Here is a 15,987-nt window from a genome sequence, read left to right on the forward strand (position 1 = left end):
TTTTCTGCGAAGCCACTTGCCTGATCTCAGGCGTTTCCTATATTATTCGCAGCCTTTGAAACTGTGTTCAACAATCGTGTGGTGTCCGACAAGAGATCGGATGGCGACACGGCCTGATAATTGAGGTTGTCCATGAAAGCTGGTATCCATCCTGACTACGTAGCCATCACCGCCAAGTGCTCTTGCGGTAACGTCATCAACACCTTCTCTACCATCGGTAAAGATCTGAACCTGGACGTGTGCTCCGAGTGCCACCCGTTCTACACCGGCAAGCAGAAAGAAGTTTCTAGCGGCGGCCGCGTAGACAAGTTCAACAAGCGTTTCGGTGGTTTGACCTCCAAGAAGTAATCTTGCTTCTGAAGAATTCTGAAAAAGGCGCCCATCGGGTGCCTTTTTTATTGGCCGCCATTCTGTAATTCCCCGCTTTGCCCTATGGTGTTGGCTCAACCAAGGGAGAAGAGCCGATGCGCACATGTCTGGTGATGGGAGCTGCCGGGTACATAGGATCCTACTTGGTGCCTCATCTGCAGGGTCTGGGGTACAGGGTCATCGCCGGGGCCCGTCGTCCCTGCCGTCTGCCGGAGGGGGTGGCGTTTCGCCTCGCCGACAGCCTCAAGCCTGCCACCCTGCCCCCTGCGCTGGCGGGGGTCGACACCGTCTTCTATCTGGTACACGCCATGGGGGCGGGGGCCGGTTTTCACCGGCTGGAGCAGCAGGGAGTGAAGAATTTCGCCGCCGCCGCCCGTGCCGCCGGGGTGCGCCGCATCGTCTATCTCGGCGCCATCCAGCCCGAGCCCTGCAACAGTCGCCACCTCAACTCCCGGCGCTACTGTGGCGAGCTGTTTCGCAGCGCAGGGGTGCCCACGGTAGAGCTGCGTGCCGGCATCATCATAGGCCCCGGCTCGGCGGCGTTCGAGGTGATGCGGGATCTGGTGTACAACCTGCCCATGATGGTGACGCCCAAGTGGGTGCGTTCCCGCACGCCCCCCATCGCCCTCTCCAACCTCTTGCACTATCTGGGCGGGCTGGTGGAAGCCGACGGGGTGGATGGCCAGATCTTCAATGCGGCCGGCCCCGAGCTGCTCAGCTACCAGCAGCAGCTCCAGAAGTTCGCCGCCCACATCGGCAAACGCTGCCCCATCATTCCGATCCCCTTTTTGAGCCCCCGGCTCTCCGCCTGGTGGCTGCAGTTCGCCACCTCGGTTCCCCAGCCCATCGCCAAGGCGCTGGTGGGGGGGCTCAAGCACGACATCCCGGCGGATGACGGCCCCTTGCGCGCCCTGCTGCCCCAGCATCTACTCAGCTTCGATGAGGCGCTGGCGGAGAGCCTGGCGCTGGAGCAGAGGCTCGGTGCCGAGCAGCACGGGGAGGAGACGCCCCTTGGTCTGCGCTGGCGCCATCCCGAATATGGCTTCTACGACCGCACCGCCAGCGGGGAGGCGGATTGCCTCGCCGCCCCCGAGGTGGTGTGGCAGGTGTTGCAGCAACTGGGGGGTGAGCAGCGCTACTTCTACATGAACGAGCTGTGGGTGGTGCGCGAATGGATGGATCATCTGATCGGCGGCCCGGCCCGGACCCGGGGGCGCACCAACCCGGATCGCTTCGTGAAGGGGGACATGCTGGACTCCTGGCAGATCCTCGGGGTGGATGAAGGACGCAGGCTGGATCTGTTGTTCAACATGAAGGCCCCCGGCGTCGGTCGGCTGGAGTTCAACATCCAGCCCCTGGAGTCCGGCCTGACCCGGCTGCGGGTGACGGCCCACTGGCATCCGCAGGGGGCCTGGGGGCTGGCCTACTGGCTTGCCATGCTGCCGTTTCACCTCTTCATCTTCCAGGGGATGACGGAGGCCATCGCCCGGCAGGCAGAGGCAAAAGCCGGCATTCCAGTCATGGATTGAAATCGAATCTATAACTAATTGGGTAATTATGGGTGGCATGACATGCTACTGACTAGCGTGTCATTGCTATCCAGCGATATTTTATGCTGTGAAAGGGCGGGGGATTTCTTTATGATCCTCAGCCCTCGCCCGCTGGCGAGCCAACGCATCACTCATTCATTTCCGTATCGGGGTCCCCCATGTCCGATCAGCAGCACGATCTCCGCCAACAGGCACTCGACTACCACGCCCAACCCGTTCCGGGCAAAATCGCCATCGCCCTCACCAAGCCCGCCGAGACCGCTCGCGATCTGGCGCTGGCCTACAGCCCGGGCGTTGCCGAACCGGTACGCGAGATCGCCGCCAATCCGGCCGATGCCTACCGCTACACCGGCAAGGGCAACCTGGTGGCCGTCATCTCCAACGGCACCGCCATTCTGGGGCTGGGCAATCTGGGCCCGCTGGCCTCCAAGCCGGTGATGGAGGGCAAGGCCCTGCTGTTCAAGCGCTTTGCCGGCATCGACGCCATCGACATCGAGGTGAAGCACGAGACCAGCACCCAGTTCATCGATACGGTGGCCGCCATCGCCGACACCTTCGGCGGCATCAACCTGGAAGACATCAAGGCCCCCGAGTGCTTCGAGATTGAAGAGGCGCTGATCGCCCGCTGCGACATCCCGGTGTTCCACGATGACCAGCACGGTACCGCCATCGTCACCGCAGCCGGGCTGCTCAACGCGCTGGAAGTGCAGGGCAAGGAGATTGGCACCAGCCGCATCGTCTGCATGGGCGCCGGCGCCGCCGCCACCGCCTGCATGGATCTGCTGATCAAGTGCGGGGCTGCGCCGCACAACATCTTCATGCTGGACCGCCAGGGTGTGATCCACAGCGGCCGCACCGATCTCAACCAGTACAAGCAGCGTTTCGCCAACGACACCCCCCTGCGCACCCTGATGGAGGTGATCGAGGGGGCTGACGTCTTCGTCGGCGTCTCCGGCCCGGACGTACTGCCCGCCGAGGCGGTGGCCCTGATGGCCCCCAACCCGGTGATCTTCGCCTGCTCCAATCCGGACCCCGAGATCAAGCCTGCCCTGGCTCACGCAGTGCGCGGGGATCTCATCATGGGTACCGGCCGCTCGGACTACCCGAACCAGATCAACAACGTGCTCTGCTTCCCCTTCATCTTCCGCGGCGCCCTCGACGCCCGTGCCAGCCGCATCAACGATGCCATGAAGATCGCGGCAGTGGAGGCTATCCGGGCTCTGGCCAAGGAGCCGGTGCCCGCCGAGGTGCTGACCGCCGCTGGCGTGAGTGAACTCGCCTTCGGCAAGGATTACGTCATTCCCAAGCCCATGGACGCCCGCCTGCTGCCGCGGGTTGCCCGTGCCGTGGCGCTGGCGGCGGTTGCCTCCGGGGTGGCCCGCATCGAACTGCCAGGGGATTACATGCTGGGTTGAGTCACGGCAAGTACGCAAAAAACAGAAGGGGCCCCTGTCGGGGGCCCCTTTTTCATGGCGGAAGCGGGCAGCTTACTTGGTCTTGGGGGCAACCTTGACGGCCGGCGCCTTGGCGTGGGCAGCCTTGTGATGCTTTTTCACGACCTTGGTCTGGGTGGCGTGGGGAGCGGCGGCCTTGGTCGGGGTGGCGGCCATGGTGAAGCCGGAGGTCAGGGCGAAGACAGCGGCCAGAGTCAGGGGGATCAGCTTGTTCATATTCCAGTTCCTCGTTCGGTTTGATGACATGGAGCGTTTCTCCATGACTTCATCCTAGGGCTGTTCGACCTGCGGTTCAGTGAGCGACTGGTGACGGTTTGTATCCAAATGTACGGGCAGGGTCAGGCAGAAACGGGCACCGCTGCTGCTTGGCAGCAGTTGCACCTCGCCGCCGTGGTGGTGGGCGATGCTGCGCACGATGGCCAACCCCAGCCCGGCGCCGCCGGTGCGTCTGTCCCGGCTCTGATCCAGGCGCACGAAGGGCTCGAAGATTTGCGGGGCCAGCGCGGGATCGATGCCGGGGCCATCGTCGGCCACCTCCAGCAGATAGTCGTCCCCCTGTCGCGCTATGCAGAGGCTTGCCTGGCTGGTGGCATGGCGCAAGGCGTTGCCGATGAGGTTTTCCAGCGCCCGGTCCAGCAATCGGGTGTCGCCGCGCCAGGGCAGAGCCATGGCCGGGCGCACGAAGTCGAGCCGCTTGTCCGGTCGCAGGGCCTGCCAGTCGGCAAGGCGGCTGCCGGCCCAGCTGCCGAGCTCCAGATCGCTGCATTGCAGCGGCAGTTCGGGGCGATCGAGCCTGGCATAGGTCAGCATCTCCTCGATGAGGGCATCGAGGGCGCCGAGGTCCCGCTCCAGTCCCTGCTGCTCCTCGGGTGAGGGAGGCTCGGCCAGCATGGCGAGGCGATAGCGCAGCCGCACCAGGGGGGAGCGCAGCTCGTGGGCGATGGCGTCGGTCAACTGCTTGCGACTGGCCAGCATGGCCTGCAACTGCTCCGCCATCTGGTCGAAGGTGCGGCCGACCCGGCCCAGGCTGCTGCCGGGCGGCAAACCGGTGCGACAGGAGAGATCCCCGTCGCCGACCCGGCGGGCGGTCTGTTCGAGCTGTTGCAGGCCGCGCCAGTGGGGGCGCAGCCAGAGCAGGATGGGCAGGCCGAGGGAAAGGCCGATGAGCAGCAACAGCCCCACGTCCACCCAGTGCAGCTCGTGCAGGTAGGAGAGGTAGGGGACGGGGCCGACGATCAGCACCTTGTCGGTGTTCGGGATGCGCTGCAGGAAGGTGTCATCCTCCTCGACGATGACGATGTTGCCCGCCTCGAGGAAGGCCTGATCCTCGCTGGCCAGGGGCTGGTTGGCGAGGACGCCGATCTGCAGCGGCAGATTGAGCTGGCGGCTCTGTTCGCCGGTGCGGGCGGCCCAGTGTTCCGGCGGCAGCCGGGCCAGCTCGCCAGTGAGCAGGCCGAGGGAGCCTTGCATCATCCGCTCCAGATAACGGTCCCCCGCCCGCTCTGCACTGACCTGATAGACCAGCCCGATGAGCAGAATGGCGAGGGCGAAGCAGCCTATCAGCAACAGATAGAACTGGATAAACAGGCGTCGCATCGGGGCTCTCCTCTTGCCTGGATTGCGTCTGGACATTGCCTTGTTGCCCCTCATCCCCAACCCTTCTCCCGCAAGGGGAGAAGGCTGAGTGCATCAAGGTCATTCGGCGGGGCTTATTCCCAGGCCTGGGGCACCAGCAGGTAACCTTTTTGGCGCACCGTCTTGATCCAGATCGAGTTGTTGCTGTCATTCCCTGGCTTCTGGTGTGCAGGCGTGTGAGACACCAGCTCATTCCCAAGCCTGGGGTACGAGTAGATAACCCTTCTGGCGCACCGTCTTGATACGGGTCGGGTTGTTGCTGTCATCCCCGAGCCGGCGGCGCAGACGGGAGATGGCCACGTCCATGCTGCGATCCTGGCCGTCGTAGTCGCGCCCCCGCAGGCTGCGAAACAGCGCCTCCCGCCCCAGGATCTGGCCCGCGTGGCAGGCCAGCTCCCACAGGAGGTCGAAATCGGCGGTGGAGAGGGGGATGCTCTCCCCATCGAGGCGCACGTCCCGACCCGGGCCGTCTATCTGGAGGCGGCCGAACTGCAGGCGCTGGGGCGGGACTGCGGGGACCACGGCCTGCTGGCTCTGCCCCTGCTGGCGAAACTGGACTCGTAGCCGGGCCAGCAGCACCGGGGGGGGCGTGGTCTTGAGGATGTAGTCGTTGGCCCCCAGCTCCAGGCTCAGGATCTGGTTCATGTCGCTGTCGAGCGAAGTGAGCATGACGATGGGGCCGGCAAAGCGCGGGCGCAGATCCCGGCACAGGGAGAGGCCATCCTGCCCCGGCAGCATGATGTCGAGCAGCACCAGATCCGGCTGCTCGGCAAGGGCCCTGTCGAGTGCCCGGTCACCCCGGGTCTCCAGCAGCACCTCGATGTCGTGGCGACCGAGCCAGCTGCTGATGAGCTGGCCTATCTCGGGATCGTCTTCAACAAACAGAACGCGTGGCATGGTGGCGTAGTTCCCCGGTCATGGCGTGAGTGGGCGTGTCGCCAGCATAACGGCTGTGTCCGCGCTCTGCACCGGGATAACTAATCAATGCGGGGGTTTTTGCCCCTTCTCCCGGGGGAGAAGGGGGGACAGGATGAACCGGTTGGCATCGGGCCGCCCCACTTGTCCCGTGGCGGGTCGGGGCGGTCCGATGAGGCAGGCTCCGTGCCCTTCAGTGGCCAAAGCGGCCCCGGCTGCCATGGGGCAGCCGGGGAACCGCCCGGATCAGCCGGCCTTGCGCTTCAGGTACACCCCGGCTTCCATGTGGTGGGTCCAGGGGAACTGGTCGAACAGGGCGAAGCGGGCGATCTCGTGGGTTTCACCGAGCACGGCCATGTTGGTCTGCAGGGTCTCGGGGTTGCAGGAGATGTAGAGGATGTTGTCGTAATCCTGCACCAGCTTGACGGTGGCGTCGTCCAGACCGGCCCGGGGCGGGTCGACGAAGATGGTGTTGCACTGGTAGGCGCCGAGATCGACCCCCTTGAGGCGGTTGAACTCCCGCTCACCGCGCATCGCCATGGTGAACTCCTCCGCCGACATACGCAGGATGATCAGGTTGTCGACACCGTTGGCGGCGATGTTGAACTGGGCGGAGTCCACGCTCGGCTTGGCGATCTCGGTGGCCAGCACTTTGCGAAAGTTCTGCGCCAGGGCGATGGAGAAGTTGCCGTTGCCGCAGTAGAGCTCCAGCAGGTCCCCCTCGCTCCCCTTGGTCACGTCCAGGGCCCAGCCCAGCATCTGTTCGTTGATGGCGGCGTTGGGCTGGGTGAAGCTGTTTTCCACCTGCTTGTAGACCAGCTCGCGCCCCTGCACGGTCAGGCGTTCGATGACGAAGTCATCCCCCAGGCAGATCTTCTGCTTGTGGGCGCGGCCAATCAGTTGCAGTTCGAACCCCTTGGCCCGCAGGTCGGCCTGCAGCGCCTCGGCGGCCTGCTGCCACTCGGCTTCCAGCTTGCGGTGGTAGAGCAGGCTGACGCAGATCTGGCCGGACTGGGTGGAGAGGTAGTCGATCTGGAACAGCTTCTTGCGCAGCACGGGGTGCGGGCGAAGCCCGGCCAGCAGCACCGGCATCAGCCGGTTGATGAGCAGGCTGGCGGTGGGGAAGCTGTCGACCCGGATGATCTCCTTGGTGGCCGGTGCATACATGCAGTGGAAGAGGTCATCCCCCTCGTGCCAGATGCGGAACTCGGCGCGCATCCGGTAGTGCTCGGCGGGGGAGGCGTGCAACTCCAGCGCGGGCGGATTGAAGGGGGCGAACAGCTGGGTGAGGCGATCGCGCTTCTCGTCGAGCTGGGCCTGGTAGTCGGCAGGAGTCCGTCTGCCCTGGGCGTCGGCGGAAGAGGGCTGGGATTGAGTCATGGATACCTCGCATGCACCGGGCTGAGCCGGGGAAAGACCGGGGGAAGGCCGCAGCCAACCAAAGGGTGGGGATTTTAAAAGGCCGTTGCGGATTGTCCAAGTTTTTTGTGGTCAAGAAGTGGCCAGTCGGGCCGATAACCGATCCACCACTATAGGCGGGAGAGTAATGATGCAAATTGATGGCATGGGCGCAGCCCAACCCAAGGGAGTGGGCATTGCTCCCAAATCGCCTCAACAGACGGAGTCGAAGACGGCGGACAAGGGGGATGAGGTCTCCCTGAACAAGCCCCCGAAATGGGCCCAGGTGCTGATCCAGCAGGCGCTGCAATTTGCGCTGGAGATCAACGGCCAGGGCTACAAGGCACCCAAGGTGCAGGAGCCCCAGGAGGTGACTCCGGAGACCCTGTTCGATTTCCAGTCGGTGGCGGACAACGTGTTGCAGTTCGTCACCGGGCGGATAGGCGCGGCCCGTGCGGACGGCAAGTCCGACGACGACCTGACCAAGATGATGGAGCAGGCCCGCAAGGGGGTGGACAAGGGCTTCGGTGACGCCAGGAAGCAGCTCGGTGACTGGGCGGACAACGAGGACATCAAGACCGGCATGGATCAGAGCTACAAGCTGATCCAGAAGGGGCTCGACGAGTTCGAGAAGGAGTTCTTCGGCAAGGTGTCGACCACGGATCTGGGGGATGCCAGGATGGCCAGCCGCCAGCAGGCCCTCCTCGAGATCGAGACCCGGGACGGGGACAAGGTGATGCTGCGCTTCAGCGACAGCTGGCAGTTCAAGTCCCAGAGCGATGGGGGCGGCAGCCAGTTCAGCCTCAAGTCGAGCCAGAGCTTCGACTTCTCCCTGGAGGGGGATCTCGACAGTGCCGAGATGGATGCCATCGGCACCCTGATCAAGGGGCTGGACGAGCTGGCCGGGCAGTTCTTCAAGGGGGGCGACGGCAAGACCCTGGCGGACGGGCTGAACGGGCTGCAACTGGATGACAGCCAGCTGGTCTCCTACTCCCTCAAGCTCAAGCAATCGGCCAAGTTGAGTCAGACCTACCAGGGGGCCAGTTCCCTGCAGGAGAGCCTCAAGCCCCTGGCGGACTACCTGCCGAGGCTCAGCCGGTTGCAGCAGCAGGCCGACGCCCTGCTGCCCCCTTCCCAGCAGGAGGCGCTGACACCCACCGTGCTGGCGGCGCGGGGTCAGGACGGGGCGACCCAGGGGGCAGGCTTCATGGGCTTCAACCAGCGGATGCTGGAAGCCATGAGGCTGCTTGGCCAGCAGATGGCGACCGGCTAGTCTGGCGACGCCCCCGTGATGCCGGCGGGGGCGGGGTGTTTGCCAGCCCGTCCCCGGGCTGGCACACTGCCCTTTTCCCCAGCCCGGCGATGCCATGAACCCCAAGAAGCCAAGAGACAAGCGCGAGCTCTGCTACCCCTTCATCTTCGAAACCCAGTTCCAGTGCGACTACGAGATCGCCACCGACGAGCTCTGCTGCCAGGTGGGGGCCGTGCTCTCTCATCTGATGCCGGATGAGGATACCCGGCCCGTGATGGCGGATCTGGCGACCCTGCAGCGGCTCATCTACAACCTCAACGGCTCGGTGCGGGGACGGCTCGGCATCTTCGAGGAGGATCTGGACTGGCTGAAGGGGCGGTACGATCACTACAACGAGGCGAGTCGCGGCCGGGTGACCGGCTTCGTGCTGCCCCAGGGGCCCCAGCCCATTCCCACCCTGCACCTGTGCCGCTGTGGCAGCAAGAAGGTGGTGCGTCTGCTGGTGCGCCTGGAAGAGAGCGGTGTGCGCTTCGATCCCATCCTCTATCGCTTCGCCAATCTGCTGGCCAACTTCTTCTTCGTGCTCACCGTCTACCTCAAGCAGGCGTGGGATGTGACCGAAGTCCCCTATGTCAGCATCAACTACTGATGAAGAGATGATGTTTGATGTATTCGTCGCATCACACATGGCGGCGTAGGGTTATTGAATCGAAAAATAGCGATGAGGCAGCATCCGCCACTTCGGGGGATGCAGGCATAAAAAAACCGGCGCCCCGAGCGCCGGTTTTCTATTGCCGCTATCCCTAGCTCGACAGCAGTACCCTGGCGGAGTTGGCCGGGATGGTGAGCTGCACCTCCCCCTGCACCACTTCGAACTTGTCGCCGTTGAAGGCGTCGGTGAAGCGGCTGGCGGGGCTGGCGGTCTGCCACAGGGGCAGGCTGATGGTGCGCGGCTCCGTGGGGTGGCGGTTGCAGGCGACCACCACCTGATCGCTTTGCAGGGTACGGGCGAACACATAGCTGTGAGGGCCGGCGTAGAGGGTCTGGATGTCTCCCCGACGCAGGGCCGGGCGCTGGCGGCGCAGCTGGATCAGGCGGCGATAGTGGTCGTGCAGCACGTGATCCCAGTCGGTGGTATCCCAGGGGAAGCAGCGGCGGCAGTCCGGGTCGTTGCCGCCGGAGAGCCCCACCTCGTCGCCGTAGTAGATGGAGGGCACGCCGATGTAGGTGATGAGCAGGGTCGCGGCGAGTCGCATCCGCTGCTTGTCTTCTCCCAGCAGGTGCAGGAAGCGGGCGGTGTCGTGGCTGTCCAGCAGGTTGAACTGGGCCAGCTGGTTCTTGAACGGAATATGGGCCCGCGCCAGCTTGAGCCAGTGATCCAGCTCGGTGGCGCTGATCTTGATGGGGTGATAGGCGATGTCCTGCCCCGCCAGGAAGGCGCGGATGGGGTGGGCGAAGCCGTAGTAGTTCATGGCGCCGTCCTCCTGATCCCCCTGCAGCCACTGGCTCGCCTCGAAGAAGTGCTCGCCCAGCACGTAGGCGTCCGGATTCTCCTGCTTCACCGCGCCGCGAATGGCGCGTACATGGCCGCGATTGCCCTCGGCAGTGCCCCGCTCCCCCAGCATGTGGATGACGTCAAAGCGCCAGCCATCGATCTGGTAGGGGGCGCGCATCCAGTAGCGCAGAATGGCGTTGTCTGCCCGATAAACGGCGTCCTGCACCTGTTCACTTGAGAAATCCAGCTTGGGCAGGCTGCGGATCCCTTTCCAGCTAACATAATCCCCTTCCTGATCGAAGGTGTAGAAGCTGCGCCAGGGGGAGTCCGGGTTGCTCTGGGCGCCCAGCGGTGGGCAGAACCAGGGGTGCTCGGTGGAGGTGTGGTTGACCACCGCATCCAGGATGATCCTCATGCCGCGCTGGTGCAGGTTGCGGGTCAGCTCGGCAAACTGGGCATTGGTACCGAGGTGCGCATCCACCTTGAAGTAGTCCTGGGTGTCGTACTTGTGGTTGCTCGGCGAATCGAAGATGGGGTTGAGGTAGAGCGCCGTCACCCCCAGGGATTGCAGGTAGTGCAGTTTGGCGTCGATGCCCGCCAGATCCCCGCCGTAGAATTCACAGGCGCCGTGCCCCTCTTCGTGGCGGCTGACCGGCTCGCCCCAGGCCTTGCTGATGACCGCCTTGCCCCTGTACTCGTACTCGTGATGCTTGACGCTCAGCGACGGGTCGCCGTTGCAGAAGCGGTCGGGGAAGATCTGGTAGAACACCTGATCCTGTACCCAGGCTGGGGGCTGGTGATGGCTGTTGAAGCGGAAATGCTGCTCCCGCGGCGGCATGGCAGCGCTGACGCCCGCCCCGTGCAGCCACCACTGCTCCTCGTCGGTGAGGCACTTGAAGCAGTAGAGGTGGATCTCCTGCCCCCTGGCCAGCGGCAGTTCGACCTGCCAGACCTGAAGCCTGTCCCGGGTGGCGACCGGCGTCATGGCGACCAGATACTCCTCGTTGTCCGGCTCGTGGCGCAGCCACACCTCGCGGATGGGGGCGTCCAGCTCGCTGAACAGGGTGAGCTGCAGGGTGTCGGCACTCTCTTTGAACCAGGGTGCCGCCTGGGGGTGAAACAGGAAGGGATGGGTCATGGTATCTACTGTGTCAGAGAGGCTCAGGAGTGGGGGATGGGCGCAGGCCATCTTATCCCGTCCATGGGCGTGTGTATGTGACGACCGGCCAGAATGAGACGGTGCTTCCGGCTTGGCTGGGCGGTCTGCCGTGACGCTATTGGGTCAGCAAATCGGCCAGGGCATTGCTTTGTTCGTGCAGCTGTTCGAGCTGATCCGCCAGAATGAGACGGGGATCCGGCTCCTGCTGATCGGCCGTTGTACATCTACTGGGTCAGCAAATCGGCCAGGGCGTTGCCCTGCTCGTGGAGCTGCTCCAGCTGATCCGCCAGGCTGGCGGGATCCAGCCCCAGCTGGTCAGCCAGGGTTCTGGGGAAACGGGCGATGATGGCCTGTGCCGGTACGCCGGCCTGCCAGGCGAAGGAGACGAAGACGGCGAGCCGGATGAGCACGGCCTCCTTGCTGACCGGATCGTGGGAGAGGGGGTCGAGCTGCTGGGCGATGGCATCCACGAAGGCGGGCGACAGGTTCCAGCGCCGCGCCAGCTCTGCGCCGAGCTGGGCATAGTCGTAACCCAGCATCTCCCGCTGGGCATCGACCCGGCTGCTGCCTTTCTCGATGGCCAGATTGATGAGCCCCGCCTCTTCCGGCAGGGTGCTCTGGATCAGCAGCTCGCCGATGTTGTGAATGAGGGCGCAGGTGAAGGCGGTCTCGGGATCCACCGAGGTGGTCTGCTGTGCCAGGGTGCGGGCAATGGTGGCGACCTGGAAGGTCTGGGTCCAGAAGTGGAGCTTGTCAAAGCCGGGGGGGGCCTTGAAGCTGCTGATGATGCCGGAGGCGACCACCACGGAGCGCAGGCGGTTGAAACCGAGGCGGATCACCGCCTGTTCGATGGAGGTGATTTCATTGCCACGGCGCAGGGCGGCGGAGTTGGCCATCCGCAGTACCTTGACGCTGATCACCTGGTCCATGGCGATCTTGGCCGCGATCTCGTCGATGCGGGCATTCTCGTCGTTGAAACTCTGCATCAGCTCGTGCAGCAGTTTCGGAATTGTGGGCAGTTGCTTGATCTTGCCAAACAGGCGATCCATCGACATGGCTGAGGCAGCCTCCATTGCTAACAATGCCTCATATTGTGCCACAGCCTGGCCAGTTGTTCCTGCTGGCGAGCGGTTTTGTGAGCCCTAGTACACCCAGTCTTGCAGTCTGTATTCCAAACGGTGCCGTTTTCCCTGGAGGATCAGGGTCTGGGTGGAACCGCTCAGTGTGGCCCCCTCCGTCAGGGTGGCGAGCACGGCCTGCTCTATCAGATCGAGTTCGGGGGGACAGGCCATGGCGGTGCTGCCGAGGCTGGTGACCCAGAGCTTGTTCCCCTTGAGGTGACCCTGGCCGAAGTAGCGGTTGCAACCGGCGATGCCGTTGACGGTGAAGTGCTCACCGATCTCGATGTCGGGGGGATTGCTGCGGCGGCTGGCGATGGCCTGGCCATCCAGCCGATCGAGCACCCAGTGATGGTGTTGCAGGTCTTGCGAGGCAAAGCGGGGAGCACTGCTGCAGGCGCTGAGCAGAAGCAGGGCGAGCAGCAGTAGCAGGTATCTGGGCATTGAAGGGGCTCCGGTGGTGGGTATGACAAGCATACCTGTCCCCGGGCCCAGGCGGCAGGGCGAGGGGGGAGGAGCCCGACCGCTTCTGTCGCCCCGGGGGAAGAGGGGGTGTCGGCAAATGGCAACACCCGCCCCGAGCGAACCTGTCTACAGGTCCCCCATGGCTCCCCTGGCCGTCTCAGTCCGCAAACAGGCGCTCGGCATAGCGGGCGAGGCCCGAGGCCACCGAACCGAAGTCATCACCCCCCTCCAGCGGTACCTTGGGCAGTTTCTGCTGGATGAAGGCCTTGATGAGGGGGGAGCGGGCACTGCCGCCGGTGACGAAGACCCGGTCAGGCTGCACGCCTGCCGCCAGGATAGCCTCGTCCATCAGCTCGCCAATCTTCTCCAGCAAGGGGGCGGAAGCACTGGCCAGCTGGGGGCGGGTGAGTGCCGCCTCCAGCCCTTTTTCCAGCTCGTTCAGGGTCTGGTGATTGTGCTCGTGGTCGGAGAGGGCGATCTTGCCCTGCTCGGCGCGCCACACCAGTTGATGGCTCAGCTTGTGGGCCCGCAGGCTGGCGAGGCGCGGGAGCTTGCTGCCGGGTTGGCTGTCGAGCTGGAGATCCTGCAACTGACGTGCTGTATCCAGGCTGTAGAAACGGCTCTGGGCACTGACGTCATTGATGGCGGCGGCGTCCCAGAACAGGGGATGGGGCAGTGGCTTGCCGGTCTTGAGGGTCTCGTGCATGCCGAGCAGCGGCATCATGCCCTCAACGGTCAGGCGGATGTCGAAGTCGTTGCCCCCGATGCGCTGGCCGCTGTGACCGAGCAGGTCGCCGCTGCGATCCAGCTGGTCACGGTGGCTCGGGCCCATGCGCAGCACGGAGCAGTCGGTGGTCCCGCCCCCGATGTCCACCACCAGCACAACCGCATCCTCGGTGAGGCGCGCTTCGAACTCGAAGCCGGCGGCCACCGGCTCATAGAGGAACTCCACCCGCTCGAACCCGGCGAGGCGTGCCGCCTCCCTCAGGATGGCGATGGCCTGGCGGTTGCTCTCTTCCCCCGCCAGTCCCTGGAAGTTGACCGGTCGGCCGATCACCGCCTGGCGGATGGTGCTGCCCGTCTGCTGCTCCGCCTCCCGGCGCACGTGCAGCATCATGGCGCAGACAATGTCCTCGAACAGGGCGATCTGGGTAGCCTTGAGGCCATAGGCCCCGAGAAAGGATTTGGGGGACTTGATGTAGTAGCCCTCGTCCGGCTCTTCCAGATAGCGCGCCAGCGCCGCACCGCCGAAGCTCAGCTCGTCGATGAGTCCCTCTTCGCGCATCTGGCGGCGCACCGCCTGGGCACGGGTCACCACGGGACCGCGCAGCTTGAGGTATTCGCTCTGCTGGACGGGGGCCAGGCCTTCGGCCAGGAGGCCGGCGATGGCGTCCCGGTGGGGGGCGTGCAGGGTGGAGGGAAGGTAATGGGAACCGGAGAGGGTCAGCAGCCTGGGGCTGCCCTGTTCCATCACGGCGACGGCACAGTTGGAGGTACCGTAATCAAATCCGATGAACATGCTGGCCAGACTCCTGTACAAAAAAGGGCTGGTAGCCTACCCGATGCCGCCGGGTCTCACAACCCGGCGGCGGGATCAATGGCGTGGCGACAACGCCTCAGGGATCACTCCACTTCGTTGTCAGAGCGGCCCTGGCTCTCGATGGCCTGGATGTTGCTGAGGGTGGTGTCGGCGATGGCGTGTAGTGCCTCCCGGGTCAGGAAGGCCTGGTGACCGGTGAACAGCACGTTGTGGCAGGCAGACAGGCGGCGGAAGACGTCGTCGGTGATCACCTCGTTGGACTTGTCCTCGAAGAAGAGGTCTTCCTCCTCCTCGTAGACGTCTAGCCCCAGGGCGCCGATGCGGGCAGTCTTGAGGGCCTCGATGGCGGCGTTGGAGTCGAGCAGGCCGCCCCGGCTGGTGTTGATGATCATCACCCCGTCCTTCATCTTGGCGAAGGCCTCCTTGTTCAGCAGGTGATAGTTCTCCTTGAACAGGGGGCAGTGCAGGCTGATGACATCGGACTGACGGAATAGAGTATCGAGATCCACGTACTCGGCGCCCAGATCGATGGCCGCCTGGTTCGGATAGGGATCGCTCACCAGCAGGCGCATGCCGAACCCCTTGAGGATGCGCAAGGTGGCGATGCCGATCTTGCCGGTGCCTATGATGCCGGCGGTGCGGCCATGCATGTTGAAGCCGACCAGCCCCTCCAGGGAGAAGTTGGCGTCCCGGGTGCGCTGATACGCCTTATGGATGCGGCGGTTGAGGGTCATCATCAGGCCCACCGCATGTTCGGCAACGGCCTCGGGGGAGTAGGCAGGCACCCGCACCACCTTGAGTCCCAGCTCCTTGGCGGCGGCCAGATCCACGTTGTTGTAACCGGCGCAGCGCAGGGCGATGACCCTGGTGCCGTACTGCGCCAGCTCGGTCAGCACTTCGCGGTCGGCATCATCGTTGACGAACAGGCAGACCACGGGGAAGCCGTGGGCGAGACGGGCCGTCTTGGCCTCCAGCCGCACGTCGAAGAACTCCAGATCGAAACCGTACTGGGCGTTGGCCTGGTGGAAATGTTCCTTGTCGTAGCTCTTGGTACTGAAAACGGCGACTCTCATGGTGCGCTCTCCGTAGATAATGATGTGGTTAAATTACAACAAATAGTGACCGTCATCACGGGATAAGTGGTGCTGTTTCAATCCCAGGGCATGATGGGGACGGCACTCACTGCACTCTTGTACGAACCATCCACCAACTTGGTGCTGTAAGTCAGATAGACAAGGGCATTGCGCTTCTCGTCGTAAAAACGCACCACCTTCTGCTCCTTGAACACCAGCGAGGTGCTGACATCAAACACCTCTTCCCCCGCCTTCAGCCTGGCGGGCAGGGTGATGGGGCCGATCTGGTGGCAGGAGAGGGAGGCGTGGGAGGGATCTTCCGCCAGCCCGAGTCCGCCCTTGACGCCGCCGGTCTTGGGGCGGGCCAGATAGCAGGCGACACCGGCGATTTTCGGGTCGTCGAACGCCTCCACCAGGATCTTGTGGTTGGGGCCGAGCAGCTTGAAAGCGGTGCTCACCTCGCCGACGGGATCGGCCTTGTCGGCCAGCACCGGGCCGGCCATCAGTGCCCCCAGCAGCAGGGGCAGGGTGCGAGCAAGGGTCTGAAGATGTCTCATGGTCTCT

General features: G+C 64.3%; 15 protein-coding genes. 5 read left to right on the top strand and 10 right to left on the bottom strand.

The features are described from left to right. Nucleotides 1-132 precede the first annotated feature (132 nt). The 3 genes from rpmE (at nt 133) to ACB037_RS17145 (ending at nt 3,334) form a co-directional block, all read left to right on the top strand. Complete coding sequence (gene rpmE / locus ACB037_RS17135) at nt 133-348, top strand: 50S ribosomal protein L31 (RefSeq protein ID WP_010676078.1); 216 nt, start codon at nt 133-135, stop codon at nt 346-348. Nucleotides 349-464: 116 nt separating this feature from the next. Then, complete coding sequence (locus ACB037_RS17140) at nt 465-1,898, top strand: DUF2867 domain-containing protein (protein WP_010676077.1); 1,434 nt, start codon at nt 465-467, stop codon at nt 1,896-1,898. A 179-nt stretch (nt 1,899-2,077) separates the two neighbouring features. Next, entirely contained in the window at nt 2,078-3,334 is a 1,257-nt protein-coding gene (locus ACB037_RS17145; RefSeq protein WP_371175649.1) for a malic enzyme-like NAD(P)-binding protein, read from the top strand. A 72-nt stretch (nt 3,335-3,406) separates the two neighbouring features. On the opposite strand, the gene ACB037_RS17150 is transcribed toward ACB037_RS17145, so the two are convergent. From ACB037_RS17150 to trmA, 4 genes are all read right to left on the bottom strand, one after another. Beyond that, a complete protein-coding gene (locus ACB037_RS17150; protein WP_010676075.1) occupies nt 3,407-3,589 on the bottom strand; it encodes a hypothetical protein in 183 nt (60 codons plus the stop codon). Between the two features lie 54 nt (nt 3,590-3,643). Beyond that, nucleotides 3,644-4,969, bottom strand: a complete 1,326-nt coding sequence (rstB, locus tag ACB037_RS17155; protein ID WP_069784934.1) for a two-component system sensor histidine kinase RstB — start codon at nt 4,967-4,969, stop codon at nt 3,644-3,646. Nucleotides 4,970-5,197: 228 nt separating this feature from the next. Beyond that, on the bottom strand, nt 5,198-5,905 hold the full coding sequence (gene rstA, locus ACB037_RS17160; RefSeq protein ID WP_200163863.1) for a two-component system response regulator RstA: 708 nt from the start codon (nt 5,903-5,905) through the stop codon (nt 5,198-5,200). Between the two features lie 264 nt (nt 5,906-6,169). Continuing rightward, nucleotides 6,170-7,303 carry a tRNA (uridine(54)-C5)-methyltransferase TrmA gene (gene trmA, locus ACB037_RS17165; RefSeq protein ID WP_223955951.1) on the bottom strand — a complete coding sequence of 378 codons (1,134 nt, stop codon included), beginning with the start codon at nt 7,301-7,303 and terminating at the stop codon, nt 6,170-6,172. Between the two features lie 169 nt (nt 7,304-7,472). Between trmA and ACB037_RS17170 the strand changes: the two genes are divergently transcribed. Together ACB037_RS17170 and ACB037_RS17175 are read left to right on the top strand one after the other, a co-directional pair. Continuing rightward, entirely contained in the window at nt 7,473-8,594 is a 1,122-nt protein-coding gene (locus tag ACB037_RS17170; RefSeq protein ID WP_371175665.1) for a DUF5610 domain-containing protein, read from the top strand. Between the two features lie 94 nt (nt 8,595-8,688). After that, nucleotides 8,689-9,222: an ATP--cob(I)alamin adenosyltransferase gene (locus tag ACB037_RS17175; RefSeq protein ID WP_042016441.1), complete on the top strand. Its 534-nt coding sequence runs from the start codon at nt 8,689-8,691 to the stop codon at nt 9,220-9,222. Nucleotides 9,223-9,376: 154 nt separating this feature from the next. Here ACB037_RS17175 and malZ read toward each other — a convergent pair whose 3' ends face one another. From malZ to ACB037_RS17205, 6 genes are all read right to left on the bottom strand, one after another. Beyond that, the gene (gene malZ / locus ACB037_RS17180) at nt 9,377-11,206 is read right to left on the bottom strand and encodes a maltodextrin glucosidase (RefSeq protein ID WP_029314873.1); all 1,830 of its coding nucleotides are present in this window, start codon (nt 11,204-11,206) and stop codon (nt 9,377-9,379) included. Between the two features lie 245 nt (nt 11,207-11,451). Beyond that, on the bottom strand, nt 11,452-12,300 hold the full coding sequence (locus ACB037_RS17185; protein ID WP_039039670.1) for an HDOD domain-containing protein: 849 nt from the start codon (nt 12,298-12,300) through the stop codon (nt 11,452-11,454). Between the two features lie 69 nt (nt 12,301-12,369). Next, nucleotides 12,370-12,789, bottom strand: coding sequence for an META domain-containing protein (locus ACB037_RS17190; RefSeq protein WP_010676067.1), 420 nt, complete (start codon nt 12,787-12,789; stop codon nt 12,370-12,372). Nucleotides 12,790-12,967: 178 nt separating this feature from the next. Beyond that, the gene (gene yegD / locus ACB037_RS17195) at nt 12,968-14,329 is read right to left on the bottom strand and encodes a molecular chaperone (RefSeq protein WP_371175650.1); all 1,362 of its coding nucleotides are present in this window, start codon (nt 14,327-14,329) and stop codon (nt 12,968-12,970) included. A 104-nt stretch (nt 14,330-14,433) separates the two neighbouring features. Next, on the bottom strand, nt 14,434-15,423 hold the full coding sequence (locus ACB037_RS17200) for a 2-hydroxyacid dehydrogenase (RefSeq protein ID WP_042864752.1): 990 nt from the start codon (nt 15,421-15,423) through the stop codon (nt 14,434-14,436). A 77-nt stretch (nt 15,424-15,500) separates the two neighbouring features. Beyond that, nucleotides 15,501-15,980, bottom strand: coding sequence for a CreA family protein (locus ACB037_RS17205; RefSeq protein ID WP_371175651.1), 480 nt, complete (start codon nt 15,978-15,980; stop codon nt 15,501-15,503). Nucleotides 15,981-15,987 lie beyond the last annotated feature (7 nt).

This window comes from Aeromonas sp. S19(2024) (assembly GCF_041402625.1).
Lineage (GTDB): Bacteria > Pseudomonadota > Gammaproteobacteria > Enterobacterales > Aeromonadaceae > Aeromonas > Aeromonas caviae.

Coding starts and splice junctions, on each gene's coding strand:
- rpmE (WP_010676078.1), top strand. CDS start 133: ATGAAAGCTGGTATCCATCCTGACTACGTAGCCATCACCGCCAAGTGC.
- ACB037_RS17140 (WP_010676077.1), top strand. CDS start 465: ATGCGCACATGTCTGGTGATGGGAGCTGCCGGGTACATAGGATCCTAC.
- ACB037_RS17145 (WP_371175649.1), top strand. CDS start 2,078: ATGTCCGATCAGCAGCACGATCTCCGCCAACAGGCACTCGACTACCAC.
- ACB037_RS17150 (WP_010676075.1), bottom strand. CDS start 3,589: ATGAACAAGCTGATCCCCCTGACTCTGGCCGCTGTCTTCGCCCTGACC.
- rstB (WP_069784934.1), bottom strand. CDS start 4,969: ATGCGACGCCTGTTTATCCAGTTCTATCTGTTGCTGATAGGCTGCTTC.
- rstA (WP_200163863.1), bottom strand. CDS start 5,905: ATGCCACGCGTTCTGTTTGTTGAAGACGATCCCGAGATAGGCCAGCTC.
- trmA (WP_223955951.1), bottom strand. CDS start 7,303: ATGACTCAATCCCAGCCCTCTTCCGCCGACGCCCAGGGCAGACGGACT.
- ACB037_RS17170 (WP_371175665.1), top strand. CDS start 7,473: ATGCAAATTGATGGCATGGGCGCAGCCCAACCCAAGGGAGTGGGCATT.
- ACB037_RS17175 (WP_042016441.1), top strand. CDS start 8,689: ATGAACCCCAAGAAGCCAAGAGACAAGCGCGAGCTCTGCTACCCCTTC.
- malZ (WP_029314873.1), bottom strand. CDS start 11,206: ATGACCCATCCCTTCCTGTTTCACCCCCAGGCGGCACCCTGGTTCAAA.
- ACB037_RS17185 (WP_039039670.1), bottom strand. CDS start 12,300: ATGGAGGCTGCCTCAGCCATGTCGATGGATCGCCTGTTTGGCAAGATC.
- ACB037_RS17190 (WP_010676067.1), bottom strand. CDS start 12,789: ATGCCCAGATACCTGCTACTGCTGCTCGCCCTGCTTCTGCTCAGCGCC.
- yegD (WP_371175650.1), bottom strand. CDS start 14,329: ATGTTCATCGGATTTGATTACGGTACCTCCAACTGTGCCGTCGCCGTG.
- ACB037_RS17200 (WP_042864752.1), bottom strand. CDS start 15,423: ATGAGAGTCGCCGTTTTCAGTACCAAGAGCTACGACAAGGAACATTTC.
- ACB037_RS17205 (WP_371175651.1), bottom strand. CDS start 15,980: ATGAGACATCTTCAGACCCTTGCTCGCACCCTGCCCCTGCTGCTGGGG.